A 12,888-nucleotide genomic window follows, 5' to 3' on the forward strand; every position below is an offset into this window, starting at 1 on the left:
AACGAAGCATTCCGTTCTGAAGGAGTAGCCATGACCGGCACCGCCATCCGCCCGTTCCGCGTCGAGATCCCGCAGGCCGCCCTGGACGACCTGGCCGACCGGCTGCGCCGGACCATCTGGCCCGGCGAGCCGCCCGGCGTCGGCGGCGCGTACGGGATGACCACCGACCGGGTCCGCGGCCTCGCCACCTACTGGCTGAAGGCGTTCGACTGGCGGGCGGTCGAGGCGCGACTGAACGCCCACCCGCAGTTCGTCACCGAGATCGACGGCCAGCGGGTGCACTTCCTGCACATCCGGTCGTCCCGGCCGGACGCCACTCCGCTGGTACTCACCCACGGCTGGCCCGGCTCGGTGCTGGAGTACCTGGACGTGATCGGCCCGCTCACCGAGCCGGCCGACCCGGCGGCGCCAGCGTTCCACCTGGTCATCCCGTCGATCCCGGGTTTCGGCTGGTCCGGTCCGACCGGCGAGGCCGGGTGGAACCGCTACCGCACCGCCCGCGCCTGGGCCGAGCTGATGAGCTGGCTGGGGTACGAGCGCTACGGCGCGGTCGGTAACGACGGCGGGTCGCTCATCTCACCCGAGCTCGGCCGGATCGACCCGGAACACGTGCTCGGCGTGCACGTCACCCAGCTCTTCTCGTTCCCGTCCGGCGACCCGGCCGAGTTCGCCGACCTCTCCGAGGCCGACCAAGCGGCGCTGAAGCACCTCCAGTGGTTCTACGAGAACAAGTTCTCCTTCAACCAGGTGCACAGCCAGCAGCCGCAGACCCTGGCGTTCGCGCTGGCCGACTCGCCGGTCGGGCTGCTCGCCTGGAACGCTCAGCTCTTCGACGAGAGCCTGGACGACGAGTTCGTGGTGGCCAACGTGGCGCTCTACTGGTTCACCGGCACCGCCGCCTCGGCGATGCGGTTCTACTGGGAGGACGCGCACGCCGGCGAGCAGCCCACCGGCCCGACCACGGTGCCGACCGCGCTGGCCATGTTCCCCGGCGACTTCCAGTCGATCCGCCGCTTCGCCGAGCGCGACCACGCCAACATCGTGCGCTGGACCGCGTACCAGGCGGACGTCGAGGGGCGCGGCGACGTCGGCGGCCACTACGCCGCGCACCAGGCCACCGACGTGCTGGTCGACGACGTCCGCGCCTTCTTCGCCAGCGTGAGCTGACCGCGCGCGTTGACCGTGCCCGCCCCGGTGGAGTGCCGGGGCGGGCACGCGCCCTTTGGAGCTGAATCGTCTGCGACATCACGCCGCCGGGCCGCGGGCGCCTGCGCCGGGTCAGCGCGGCAGGCGCGGGGTGCAGGGAGTTTCGTGGTCGGCCCGCAGGACGCACCGCGGCCGCCGTCGAGCCGGCGGTCGCAGAACACCCAATGGCGTACGCCCTGGTTGTCCTCGGTGGAGACGGTGATGCCGCCGGGCTCCACGTGGGCGAGGAAGGCCAGCGCCCGGCCGGCGGTACGGCCGAGCATCTTGGCCCGCGCCAGGTCGGGCGCGGTGACCGGCAGATGGATGACGTACCGCCCGCTCATCGGTGCCGGGCCAGATCGAGCATCGCTTCTCGTCCTCTCCGCGCCCGTGTGGGGGAAGGAGCAGGCCGGGACGGACCACGGGGGATGCCCGCCCCGGCCAGGTGAGCGCCCCAGTGCCATCCGGAAGCGTTGTGCTCGCGTGATCGAATGGGCGTGCCATCCGGGGAGTGTGTATGCCCAAGCAGCAGTACCAGGTGCTCGCAGACGAGCTGCGCAACAAGATCGAATCAGGTGAGTGGCCGCCGGGCACAAAGTTGCCGAGCCGATCGCAGCTCTGCAAGGAGTACGGCGTGTCGGACACGGTGGTCGGCAAGGCCATGATGATCCTCCGAGCGACCGGGCTGACCGAGACACTCGAAGGCGTCGGTGTCTTCGTCGCGGAGAAGTCGTAGATCTTGGTAGGAAAAGGCCCCTGGAGGGGCCTTTTCCTACCAAGATCTGCTCCTGCTGGGCAGCGGTAACCTTGTCGATGTGCGAGTACGTGTCGAACAGACCGCCCTGCCGGGCATCGGGGTCCGTCACGATCTGGTGACGGAGTCGGGGCGCCGGCTCGGAGTGGTATCCCACCGCAATGGCCGTCGTGACCTCGTCCTCTACGACCCGGACGATCCCGACTCGTGCCAGGCCGACATCCCGCTGACCGACGACGAGGCCGAGGCGCTGGCCGACATCCTCGGCGCGTCGCTGATGCTCGGTCAGCTCTCCGGGCTGCGTGACCAGGCCGCCGGGCTGCTCACCGAGCAGATCGCCATTCCGGCCGGCTCGAAGTACGTCAACCGGAAGCTCGGCGACACCAAGGCCCGTACCCGCACGGGGGCCTCGATCGTGGCGGTGCTGCGCCACGGCGAGGTGATCGTCTCGCCGGAACCGTCCTTCCGCTTCGCCGCTGGCGACGTGGTGGTCGTGGTCGGGACCCGTCAGGGTCTCGACGGGGTGACCGCCATCCTCGCCGACAGTGACCCGGACGGCTGAGCCGCGGATGCACGAGACCACAACACTGCTCGTCGAGGTCGGCGCGCTGCTCTTCCTGCTGGGCCTGCTCGGCCGGCTGAGCCGCCGGATCGGCCTCTCACCAATCCCCCTGTACCTGCTCGCCGGGCTCGCGTTCGGGCACGGCGGCCTGCTGCCGCTCGCCGCCAGCGAGGAGTTCTTCGCCGTCGGCGCCGAGATCGGCGTGATCCTGCTGCTGGTGATGCTCGGCCTGGAGTACTCGGCCAACGAGCTCGTCGGCAACCTGCGTTCCGCGGCCCCGGCCGGCCTGATCGACGGGCTGCTCAACGCGCTGCCCGGGGCGGCGTTCGCGCTGCTGCTCGGTTGGGACTGGGTGGCCGCCCTGGTGCTCGCCGGCATCACCTGGGTCTCCTCGTCCGGCGTGATCGCGAAGGTCCTCGGCGACCTGGGCCGACTCGGTAACCGGGAGACCCCGGTGATCCTCTCGGTCCTGGTGATCGAAGACCTGGCCATGGCGCTCTACCTGCCGCTGGTCACCGCCGTGCTGGCCGGCACCGGCCTGCTGGGCGGCGGCATCGCGCTCGCCATCGCGGTGGGCACCGTGCTGCTGGTGCTGGTGCTCGCCATCCGCTACGGCAACGCCATCTCCACCTTCATGTCGGCGAAGGACCCCGAGGCGCTGCTGCTCGGTGTGCTCGGCATGACGCTGCTGGTGGCCGGAGTGGCGGCCAAGCTCCAGGTCTCGGCGGCGGTCGGCGCGTTCCTGGTCGGCATCGCGCTCTCCGGGCCGGTGGCGCATCACGCGACCGAACTGCTCACGCCACTGCGTGACCTCTTCGCCGCCGTGTTCTTCGTCTTCTTCGGGCTGGTCACCGACCCGCGGGACATCCCGCCGGTGCTGCTGCCGGCGCTCGGGCTGGCCATCGTCACCATGGCGACGAAGACGCTCACGGGCTACCTGGCCGCGCGCCGGGTCGGCATCGCCGAACCCGGTCGCTGGCGGGCCGGCCTGGCACTGGTGCCGCGCGGTGAGTTCTCCATCGTCATCGCGGGGCTCGCGGTGGCCGCCGGCAGCGTCGAGCCGAAGCTGGCGGCGCTCGCCACGGCGTACGTCCTGATCACGGTGGTGACCGGGCCGATGCTGGCCCGGCTGCCCGATTTCGTGTGGTTCAAGCGCTGGCTGCGCCAGCGCGGCGCGGCGCAGCGGGCCCGGCCGGCACCCGTGCCGGACTGACCTCGGCCGGCCGGGTCGACCGTACGGCCGACCCGGCCGGGCCAACGGTTGCCGAATTGCTGCCCTCAGGGTCTACCGCTGGTCACCGGTACCGCGTTACCGTGTCGCCCCAGCAGCCAGGGTTCACGGGGGGCGGGCTCCCCGCGGGCGAGAGCGGAAGGTTGGCCGGTGAGCGTGCAGGAGTCGACGTTCCACGGGTTCGCCAACCCCGTCGACCCGTCCCCGGCGGAGTTGCGGGCATGGGCCTACCACCCGGACTCCGTCCCGTTGTCCTCCATGCCGCCGGACTGGGACCTGCTGGTCTCCGGTGACCGGCTGGTGATGACGCTGTTCGACCTGGCGATGGACCCGAGTTGCCCGGCCCGGCGGTTCGCGCTGCACTGCCTCTACATCTACGCCGCCGACGGGATCCGGACGAACTTCCGCGCCCACCCGAAGCGGCGCTTCCGCAAGCTGGTCGAGCAGGCCGAGCGGGACGGCGACGAGCCGATGCGCACCTGGGCGCACAACAGCCGGGTGCTGCTGGCCCGACCGGAACTCTTCGTCTACCGGGACTGGTGCGAAGGCGGCCTGGTCCGCGAGAACCGCCGCCTCGGCTGAGCCGTCCCGGCCCGCATCCGCACGGCGAACGGGCCGGGACCCCCCGTGGGTCCCGGCCCGCACGTCGGCGTACCGGTGGTCAGGGAACCGGTCCGCCCTGCTCCCGGCGACGGGTGTCGGACCGCCCCTTGTCGACGCCGTGGTCGACCTGGTCGGCGAACCGGCCGTCGGTCAAGATCTGGTCGAACTTCTCCCGGACCTCCTCGGCCACCTTGTCGAGTCGCTGCTCCGCCTGCTCCTGCTCCGCCACCTTCTTCGCCGCTTCCGACACCTGGTCCCCCCGTCGGGTCGGGTTAGTCCGAATTAAGCGGATAGACCTATTGGCACCATAACCGAGCCGGCCCGGTCCGCGCCGGGATTCCGGCGAGCGGACCGGGCCGGCGTAGCGGTCTCCGGGTCAGCGGTGGTCAGCGTTCGGGGCCCCGCCGGGGCCGCCAGACCACCAGCGCGGTGGAGGTGCGGTTGGTGGGCACGAGGTCTCGGCCCGGAAAGCGGGCCAGCGACTCCAGCTCCGCGATCCGACGGTACGCGGCGTCCAGCTCCGCCTCCAGCTGCGCCACCCGCTGCTGCGCCTGCTCCAGCAGCCGCTCCAGGCCGATGATCCGCTTGACCCCGGCCAGGTTGACCCCTTCGTCCTGGCTGAGCCGCTGCACCTCGCGCAGCAGCACCACGTCCCGGACGCTGTACCGGCGACCGCCACCAGCCGCCCGGCCGGCCTGCACCAGGCCCAGCCGGTCGTACTGGCGCAGCGTCTGCGGGTGCATCCCCGCCATCCGCGCGGCCACCGAGATCATCAGCACCTTCGCCTCGTAGGCAGGGTCGTCCGAGCCGACGAAATCGCCCGACATCCCACTCACCTCCGCGTGCACTCCACCACCGGGCTAACTGAACCGACGCACCCGCGCGTCGAGATGTTCCCTGGCGGCCGGCGGGGTCTGCGCGGCGAACGTCTCCAGCGCCGCGCGCGCCTCGTCGGACACCTTTGCCGGCACCACCACGTCGAGCGCCACCAGCAGGTCACCGGCCTGCCCGTCGCGGCGTACCACCCCCTTGCCCCGCGCCCGCAGGATCCGGCCGCTCGGCGTGCCCGGCGGCACCCGCAGGGTCACCGCGCCGTCGAGGGTGGGTACCCGCAGATCGGTGCCGAGCACCGCTTCCGCGAACGTGATCGGCACGGTCAGCGTGAGGTCGTCGCCGGTGCGCCCGAACAGCTCGTCCGGCCGGACCTTCACGTGGACGAACAGGTCGCCGGCCGGGCCGCCACGCTCGCCGGGCTCACCCCGCCCGGCCAGCCGGATCCGCTGGCCGTCGGCCACCCCGGCCGGAAAACGGACGTTGAGCGTACGGGTCTTGGTGACCCCGCCGGTGCCCTGGCACTCCGGGCACTTCTCCTCCACCACGGTGCCCACGCCCTGGCAGTTGCGGCACGGCTCGGAGAAGCTGAACGACCCCTGGTTGCGGGTGGTCACGCCGGCGCCCTGGCACACCGGGCAGGTGCGCGGCTGGGTGCCGGGCTTGGCCCCGCTGCCGTGGCAGGTGTCGCAGACCCCGGGCGCGCGCAGCGTCAGCGGGAGCGTCACCCCGCGTACGGCGTCGCCGAAGTCGAGCGCCACCTCGGCCTCGACGTCCCGGCCCCGGGCCGGGCCCCGGGGCGCCGCCCCGCCGCCGGCCCCGCCGGAGAAGATCGAACTGAACAGGTCCTGGAAACCGGCGCCGCCGAACCGGCGCTCACCGCCGGCCGCGCCGCCGAACAGGTCGGAGACGTCGAACGGCATCCCGCCCGGCTGGCCGGCGCCCCGGGCACTGCGCCGGAACGCGCCCGAGCCGAACAGCGAGCGCATCTCGTCGTACTCCCGGCGCTTGGCGTCGTCGCCCAGCACCGCGTACGCCTCGGAGACGGCCTTGAACCGCTCCTCCGCCTTCGGGTCACCCGGGTTGTGGTCCGGATGCGACTCCCGGGCCAACTTCCGGTAGGCCTTCTTGATCTCGTCTGCGGAGGCGGCCTTCGCCACGCCCAGTACGGCGTAGTAGTCCTTCTCGATCCAGTCCTTGGAACTCACCGGTCCACCCCCTCCCGGCCCACACGGCCCGGACGCCCCGCCCGCCGTACGCCGGCGGGCGGGGTCGTCCGGTCACCGTCTTCCATCCAGCTATTCCGGGTCGGCGACCCCGACCAGTGCCGGCCGCAGCAGCCGCTCACCGATCTGGTAGCCGCGCCGCATGATCTGCACGCAGGTCGGCTCGGTGACCTCGGCCGAGGTCTGGTGCGCCACCGCCTCGTGCCGGGTCGGGTCGAACGGGTCGCCCTGCTCGCCGAACGCGGTCAGCCCGAACTTGCCGAGCGCCGTGGTCAGCTGCTCGGCCACCGAGCCGAACGGCCCGACCAGGTCGCCGTGCTCACGGGCCCGGTCCAGGTCGTCCAGGATCGGCAGCAGCGCGGCCAGCACCGCCCCGGTGGCCTGCTCGGTGACCAGGCCCCGGTCGCGGTCCACCCGCTTGCGGTAGTTGGCGTACTCCGCCGACACCCGCTGCAGGTCCCGGGTCCGCTCGTCGAGCTCGGCGCGCAGCGCCTCCAGTTCGGCGGCGAGCGGGCTGCCGGTGCCCGTACCGCCCTCGACCGGCTCGGCCGGCGCGTCCACCACCGGCGGACCGCCCGGCGCCGACCCCTCGGCGGGGGTGGCCTCGACCTCGATCTCGTCGACGACCACCTCGGCCTCCTCGACCAGCCCCTCGGCCGGGACGTCCGTCCCGGCGTCGGCGGCGGCCGCGTCCGGCTCGACCGTCTGGCTGATCTTGCGGTTGTTGCGGATGACGACCCGCGGCTTGTCGCCGGCGGCCTGCTCGGCGGGCGCGGAGCCACCCGGCGCCGACCCGGTGTCGCCCGGGTCGGCGGCTCGTGGCTTCTCCGTCATACGGCTACCTCATCCCTGTGCGTGGAGTCCGGGTCGCGAGGCGTGAGGTCACTTCTTGTCCTCGTCCACGATCTCCGCGTCGACCACGTCGTCGGCGCCACCGGTCTGCGCGCCACCGGTCGCCCCGGCGCCCGCGGCACCGGCACCGGCACCGGCCGCACCCGGCTGCTCGGCCTGCTGGGCGTAGAGCAGCGAACCGGCCTGCTGGGAGACCTGGGCCAGCCGCTCGTGCGCCGACTTGATCGTCTCGATGTCGCTGCCGCCGAGCGCGCCACGCAGCTCGCCGAGGGCCTCGTTGAGCTGATCCTTGTTCTCGGCGGGGAGCTTGTCGCCGTTCTCCGCCAGGAACTTCTCGGTCTGCCACTGGAGCGCCTCGGCCACGTTGCGGGTCTCGGCCTCATCGCGGCGGCGCTTGTCCTCCTCCGCGTGCTCCTCGGCGTCCCGGCGCATCCGCTCGATGTCGTCCTTCGGCAGCGAGGAGCCGCCGGTGATCGTCATCTTCTGTTCCTTGCCGGTGCCAAGGTCCTTGGCGTGCACGTTGACGATGCCGTTGGCGTCGATGTCGAAGGTGACCTCGATCTGCGGCACGCCACGCGGCGCCGGCGGGAGACCGGTCAGCTCGAAGGTGCCGAGCTTCTTGTTGTAGGCCGCGATCTCGCGCTCGCCCTGGAAGACCTGGATCAGCACCGACGGCTGGTTGTCGTCCGCCGTGGTGAAGACCTCGGAGCGCTTGGTCGGGATGGTGGTGTTGCGCTCGATCAGCTTGGTGAAGATGCCGCCCTTGGTCTCGATGCCCAGGCTCAGCGGGGTCACGTCGAGCAGCAGGACATCCTTCACCTCGCCCTTGAGCACACCGGCCTGGAGGGCGGCGCCGACGGCGACGACCTCGTCCGGGTTGACGCCCTTGTTGGGCTCCTTGCCGGTGAGCTGCTTGACCAGGTCGGTGACGGCCGGCATCCGGGTCGAGCCGCCGACCAGGATGACGTGGTCGACGTCGGAGACCTTGATCCCGGCGTCCTTCACGGCCTGCTCGAACGGGCCCTTGCAGCGGTCCAGCAGGTCCTGCGTCATCCGCTGGAACTCGGCCCGGCTGAGCGTCACGTCCAGGTGCAGCGGGCCGGCCGCGCCGGCGGTGATGTACGGCAGGTTGATGTTGGTGGTGGTGGCGGCGGACAGCTCGATCTTGGCCTTCTCGGCGGCCTCCCGGAGCCGCTGGAGGGCCATCTTGTCCTGGGCCAGGTCGATGCCGTGCTCGCCCCGGAAGGTCTTCACCAGGTGGTCGATGATCCGCTGGTCCCAGTCGTCGCCACCGAGGTGGTTGTCACCGCTGGTCGACTTGACCTCGATGACGCCCTCGGCCAGCTCCAGCAGCGACACGTCGAAGGTGCCGCCACCGAGGTCGAAGACCAGGACGGTCTGCTCCTTGGAGCCCTTGTCCAGCCCGTACGCCAGCGCGGCCGCGGTCGGCTCGTTGACGATCCGCAGCACGTTGAAGCCGGCGATCTCACCGGCCTCCTTGGTGGCCTGGCGCTGGCCGTCGTTGAAGTAGGCCGGGACGGTGATCACCGCGTCGGTGATCTGCTCGCCCAGGTACGCCTCGGCGTCCCGCTTGAGCTTCATCAGCGTGCGGGCCGAGATCTCCTGCGGGGTGTACTTCTTGCCGTCGATGTCGACGGACCAGTTGGTGCCGATCTCCCGCTTGACCGAGCGGATCGTCCGGTCCGGGTTGGTCACCGCCTGGCGCTTGGCGACCTCACCGACGAGCACCTCGCCGTTGCGGGCGAACGCGACGATCGACGGGGTCGTCCGCGAGCCCTCCGCGTTGGCGATGACGGTGGGCTCACCGCCCTCCAGGACGCTGACGCAGGAGTTCGTCGTGCCGAGGTCGATACCGACCGCACGTGCCATCTTCGCTTCCTCGCTTCGTTACGTTGAGCAGGTGACGGGCACCGCCCGCAGCGCACCCACCACAAGTTGAGTGAACTTGGCTCAATAGTGCCACGCGGGCGGCGATCGTCAAGTCGGGGTTGAGTCGAGCTGACGCAAGTCCGACACAGCTACTCATCAGTTGTCTTCCCTTGCGTCGGTCGGGCACGCTTTAGCGGTGACGACGCACGGCGATCCCGCCACCCAGCCCGGCGCGCCCGCCGTCGCAGCCCGCACCGGCTCCACGGACGCCGGGGAGGACCCGCCCGCCACCACCGGGGACGACAGCCTGCCCGCTGCGCTCGCCGGCCTGCGGGCCGCGATCGGGGCGGCCCGGTTCCCGCTCGCCCTACCCTCGGCCGAGCCGGCCCGGCGCACCGGCGCCGCCCTCACCGACCAGCTCGACGACTACCTCGTCCCCCGCCTCGCCCGGCTCGACGCGCCGCTGCTCGTGGTGGTCGGCGGGTCCACCGGCGCGGGCAAGTCGACCCTGGTCAACAGCCTGGTGCAGGCCCGGGTGAGCGCCGCCGGGGTGCTCCGGCCGACCACCCGCTCGCCGGTGCTAGTCTGCAACCCGGCCGACGCCGCCTGGTTCCGCCAGGGCGACCTGCTGCCCGGCCTCACCCGCACCAACGAGCCCAGCGAGGATCCGCGCACCCTGCACCTGGTCACCGCCCCCGCGCTCCCGGCCGGGCTGGCCTTCCTCGACGCGCCCGACATCGACTCGGTGGTCGACGCCAACCGGGCGCTGGCCGGCCAGTTGCTGGCCGCCGCCGACCTCTGGCTCTTCGTCACCACCGCCGCCCGCTACGCCGACGCGGTCCCGTGGGAGCTGCTGCGCAGCGCCCGGTCCCGGGGCGCGGTGATCGCCATGGTGCTCGACCGGGTGCCGCCGGAGGCTGCCGACGAGATCGCCGCCCACCTGTCCGAGATGCTCGCCGCCCAGGGTCTCGGCGCGGCGCCGCTCTTCGTGCTGCCGGAGACCTGGGTCGACGGCCAGGGGCTGCTGCCCGACCGGGCCACCGCGCCGCTGGCCAACTGGTTCGCCCGGCTCGCCGCCGACGCGGACGCCCGGGCGGCCGTGGTCCGGCAGACCCTGGACGGGGCGCTCGCCTCGCTGCACCCCACCGTCGAGGGGCTCGCCGACGCCGCCGAGGAGCAGGTGGCCGCCGCGGACGCGCTCGACGAGCGGGTCCGGGCCGCGTACCGGGGCGCGCACCGGACGGTCGAGCAGGGGCTGCGCGACGGTCGGCTGCTCCGCGGCGAGGTGCTCGCCCGGTGGCAGGAGTTCGTCGGCACCGGCGAGTTCTTCCGCACCCTGGAGGCGCGGATCGGCCGGCTGCGCGACCGCGTGGTGGCGGCGGTGACCGGCCGGCCCGCCCCGGCCGCCGAGCTGCGCACCGCGATCGAGTCCCAGCTGGTCACCCTGCTGCGCGGGGTCGCCGCCGAGGCGGCCGAGAACGCGTACACCGGGTGGAAGGCGCACCCGTCCGGGGCGGCGCTGCTCGAACCGGCGCTCGCCCACCCCGCCGACGACCTGCCCGAGCGGGCCGAGCGGATGGTCCGCGACTGGCAGCGCGCGGTGCTGGAGCTGGTCCGGGTGGAGGGCGGCGACAAGCGGTTCGTGGCCCGCACCGCCGCGTACGCGGTGAACGCCACCGGGCTGGCCGTGATGATCGCGGTGTTCGCCTCGACCGCGTTCATCCCGACCGGGCTGGAGGTGGCCACCGGGGCCGGCACCACGGTCGCCGCGCAGGCCGTGCTCCAGGCGATCTTCGGCGACCAGGCCGTGCGTACGCTCGCCAACCGGGCCCGGGCCGACCTGCTGGACCGGGTGCGGGCGCTGCTGGACGACGAGGCCGCCCGCTACCTGGCCCGCACCGAGCAGGCCCGGCCCGCCGCCGACACCGCCGCGGAGCTGCGCCGGGCCGCCGGTCGGGTGGAGGTCGCCCGGCACCGCAGCGGGTTCGCCGAGCCGACCGGGCCGGCCCTGCCCGCCGAGAAGGACCAGGCGTGAACAACATCGTGGGGCGGATGCGCGAGGCGTTCCGCGGCGACCAGCGGGTGGACGCGGACGACCTGATCGCCCGCCTGGAGGCGGTCCGCCGGTTCCTCGGCCTCGTCGACGGTCACCTGCCGGACGCCCAACTCGTCGCGGCGCACACCCTGGTCGAGCGGGCCGGCACCCGGCTGGCGCTCTCCCGCGACCACACCGTGGTGGCCCTTGCCGGTGCCACCGGCAGCGGCAAGTCCAGCCTGTTCAACGCGCTGGCCCGGCTGGAGCTGTCGCCGGTCGGCGTGCGCCGCCCCACCACGGGCGTGACGCACGCCTGCGTGTGGGGGCCGCTGGACGGCGGCAGCCGGCTGCTCGACTGGATCGGCGTGCTGCCCCGGCACCGGTTCGTCCGGGAGAGCGCGCTGGACGGCGAGGACGAGTCCGCCCTGCGCGGGCTGATCCTGCTCGACCTGCCCGACTTCGATTCCGTGCAGCGGTCCCACCGGCTGGAGGTCGACCGGCTGCTCGGCCTGGTCGACCTGGTGGTCTGGGTGGTCGACCCGCAGAAGTACGCCGACCGGGTGATCCACACCAGCTACCTGCGCGAGTTCCACCGGCACCGGGACGTCACCCTGGTCGTGCTCAACCAGGCCGACCGGCTGCCTGCGGCCGAGCTGCCGCGGGTGCTGGCCGACCTGCGCCGGCTGCTCGACGCCGACGGGCTCGGCGGCGTGCCGCTGCTGGCCACCACCGCGATCGACCCGGCCGGCATGGTCGGGTTGCGCGAGGCGCTGGAGCGCACCGTGGCCGAACGGCAGGCCGCGCTGCGTCGGCTCTCCGGCGACGTGGACGGGGTGGTCGTCGGGCTGGCCGAGCTGGTCGGCGCGGACCCGCCGGCCGCCGGGCCGGACGCCGGGGCGGTCCGCGAGCTGAACCGGGCGCTGGCCGGCGCGGCCGGGGTGCCGGCGGTGGCGGAGGCGGTCGAACTGGCGTACCGGCACCGGGCCGGCGCGACCACCGGCTGGCCGGTGGTCCGGGGCTGGCGGCGGCTGCGCCCCGACCCGCTGCGCCGGCTGCACCTGTCCGCCGGCCCCGGCGGCGGCGACGACCCGGCGGAGAGCCTGGTGGCCGCGACCTCCGTGCCCGACCCGACCGCCGCCCAGCGGTCCGCGCTCGGGCTGGCCATCCGGGCGGTGGCCGACCGGACCGGGGGCGACCTGCCGGCCGGCTGGCCGGCCGCGGTGACCGCGGCCGCGCGGTCCCGCCTCGGCGACCTGCCGGACGCGCTGGACCGGGCGGTGGCCGGCGCCGACCTCGGCATGGGCCGGCGGCCGGTCTGGTGGCGGCTGGTGGGCGGCGTGCAGTGGCTGCTCACCCTCGCCGCGCTGGTCGGCCTGGGCTGGCTCGCGCTGGGCTACGCGCTGCGCGCGCTCGGGCTGCCCCCGCTGGACGATCCCACGGTCGGTGTGGTGCCGCTGCCGACCCTGCTGCTCCTCGGCGGCCTGCTCGCCGGGTTGCTGCTCGCGGCGCTGACCCGGCCGGTCGTCCGGTGGGCCGCCCGGCGCGCCCGGTGGCGGGCCGAGCAGCGGCTGACCGCCGCGGTGGCGACGGTCGGCGAGACGTACGTCCTCGCCCCGGTGCGGGTGGTGCTCGGCTCCTACGCCAAGGCGCGGGAGGCGCTGCGGGCCGCGGCGCGCGGGTGACGGCTCGGCTCGCTACCGCTGACCCGGGCGGCCCGGC

Annotated in this window: 12 protein-coding genes and 1 pseudogene; 7 read left to right on the top strand and 6 right to left on the bottom strand. The window is 73.4% G+C overall.

The genetic code is table 11. The annotated features are described in order from the left end of the window. Nucleotides 1-30: 30 nt before the first annotated feature. Nucleotides 31-1,167, top strand: coding sequence for an epoxide hydrolase family protein (locus ACVCAH_RS05610; RefSeq protein ID WP_447134948.1), 1,137 nt, complete (start codon nucleotides 31-33; stop codon nucleotides 1,165-1,167). Nucleotides 1,168-1,278: 111 nt separating this feature from the next. Here the strand turns inward: ACVCAH_RS05610 and ACVCAH_RS05615 are convergent. Further along, a pseudogene (locus ACVCAH_RS05615) lies at nucleotides 1,279-1,529 on the bottom strand (hypothetical protein). A 173-nt stretch (nucleotides 1,530-1,702) separates the two neighbouring features. On the opposite strand from ACVCAH_RS05615, the gene ACVCAH_RS05620 reads away from it, so the two are divergent. From ACVCAH_RS05620 to ACVCAH_RS05635, 4 genes are all read left to right on the top strand, one after another. Next, on the top strand, nucleotides 1,703-1,921 hold the full coding sequence (locus ACVCAH_RS05620) for a winged helix-turn-helix domain-containing protein (RefSeq protein ID WP_447134949.1): 219 nt from the start codon (nucleotides 1,703-1,705) through the stop codon (nucleotides 1,919-1,921). A 79-nt stretch (nucleotides 1,922-2,000) separates the two neighbouring features. Continuing rightward, nucleotides 2,001-2,501 (top strand): cation:proton antiporter regulatory subunit, encoded by a 501-nt coding sequence (locus ACVCAH_RS05625; RefSeq protein WP_447134950.1) that lies wholly within the window; start codon nucleotides 2,001-2,003, stop codon nucleotides 2,499-2,501. A 7-nt stretch (nucleotides 2,502-2,508) separates the two neighbouring features. Further along, on the top strand, nucleotides 2,509-3,714 hold the full coding sequence (locus ACVCAH_RS05630) for a cation:proton antiporter (protein WP_447135048.1): 1,206 nt from the start codon (nucleotides 2,509-2,511) through the stop codon (nucleotides 3,712-3,714). A 168-nt stretch (nucleotides 3,715-3,882) separates the two neighbouring features. Continuing rightward, the gene (locus ACVCAH_RS05635) at nucleotides 3,883-4,314 is read left to right on the top strand and encodes a hypothetical protein (protein WP_447134951.1); all 432 of its coding nucleotides are present in this window, start codon (nucleotides 3,883-3,885) and stop codon (nucleotides 4,312-4,314) included. A 79-nt stretch (nucleotides 4,315-4,393) separates the two neighbouring features. Here ACVCAH_RS05635 and ACVCAH_RS05640 read toward each other — a convergent pair whose 3' ends face one another. From ACVCAH_RS05640 to dnaK, 5 genes are all read right to left on the bottom strand, one after another. Then, entirely contained in the window at nucleotides 4,394-4,585 is a 192-nt protein-coding gene (locus ACVCAH_RS05640) for a hypothetical protein (RefSeq protein ID WP_447134952.1), read from the bottom strand. Between the two features lie 136 nt (nucleotides 4,586-4,721). Further along, complete coding sequence (locus ACVCAH_RS05645; protein ID WP_447134953.1) at nucleotides 4,722-5,162, bottom strand: heat shock protein transcriptional repressor HspR; 441 nt, start codon at nucleotides 5,160-5,162, stop codon at nucleotides 4,722-4,724. A gap of 33 nt (nucleotides 5,163-5,195) precedes the next feature. Continuing rightward, nucleotides 5,196-6,374: a molecular chaperone DnaJ gene (dnaJ, locus tag ACVCAH_RS05650; RefSeq protein WP_447134954.1), complete on the bottom strand. Its 1,179-nt coding sequence runs from the start codon at nucleotides 6,372-6,374 to the stop codon at nucleotides 5,196-5,198. 90 nt (nucleotides 6,375-6,464) lie between these two features. Further along, nucleotides 6,465-7,226: a nucleotide exchange factor GrpE gene (grpE, locus tag ACVCAH_RS05655; RefSeq protein WP_447134955.1), complete on the bottom strand. Its 762-nt coding sequence runs from the start codon at nucleotides 7,224-7,226 to the stop codon at nucleotides 6,465-6,467. A 48-nt stretch (nucleotides 7,227-7,274) separates the two neighbouring features. Then, on the bottom strand, nucleotides 7,275-9,134 hold the full coding sequence (gene dnaK / locus ACVCAH_RS05660) for a molecular chaperone DnaK (RefSeq protein ID WP_447134956.1): 1,860 nt from the start codon (nucleotides 9,132-9,134) through the stop codon (nucleotides 7,275-7,277). 196 nt (nucleotides 9,135-9,330) lie between these two features. Here dnaK and ACVCAH_RS05665 point away from each other — a divergent pair, with 196 nt between their 5' ends. Beyond that, nucleotides 9,331-11,169 (top strand): ABC transporter, encoded by a 1,839-nt coding sequence (locus tag ACVCAH_RS05665; protein WP_447134957.1) that lies wholly within the window; start codon nucleotides 9,331-9,333, stop codon nucleotides 11,167-11,169. 17 nt (nucleotides 11,170-11,186) lie between these two features. Continuing rightward, complete coding sequence (locus ACVCAH_RS05670) at nucleotides 11,187-12,851, top strand: GTPase (protein ID WP_447135049.1); 1,665 nt, start codon at nucleotides 11,187-11,189, stop codon at nucleotides 12,849-12,851. Nucleotides 12,852-12,888 lie beyond the last annotated feature (37 nt).

This window comes from Micromonospora sp. LZ34, from assembly GCF_052981855.1.

Excerpts from the sequence above, each read along its gene's own strand:
- ACVCAH_RS05610 (WP_447134948.1), top strand. The coding sequence starts at position 31 with ATGACCGGCACCGCCATCCGCCCGTTCCGCGTCGAGATCCCGCAGGCC.
- ACVCAH_RS05620 (WP_447134949.1), top strand. The coding sequence starts at position 1,703 with ATGCCCAAGCAGCAGTACCAGGTGCTCGCAGACGAGCTGCGCAACAAG.
- ACVCAH_RS05630 (WP_447135048.1), top strand. The coding sequence starts at position 2,509 with ATGCACGAGACCACAACACTGCTCGTCGAGGTCGGCGCGCTGCTCTTC.
- ACVCAH_RS05645 (WP_447134953.1), bottom strand. The coding sequence starts at position 5,162 with ATGTCGGGCGATTTCGTCGGCTCGGACGACCCTGCCTACGAGGCGAAG.
- grpE (WP_447134955.1), bottom strand. The coding sequence starts at position 7,226 with ATGACGGAGAAGCCACGAGCCGCCGACCCGGGCGACACCGGGTCGGCG.
- dnaK (WP_447134956.1), bottom strand. The coding sequence starts at position 9,134 with ATGGCACGTGCGGTCGGTATCGACCTCGGCACGACGAACTCCTGCGTC.
- ACVCAH_RS05670 (WP_447135049.1), top strand. The coding sequence starts at position 11,187 with ATGCGCGAGGCGTTCCGCGGCGACCAGCGGGTGGACGCGGACGACCTG.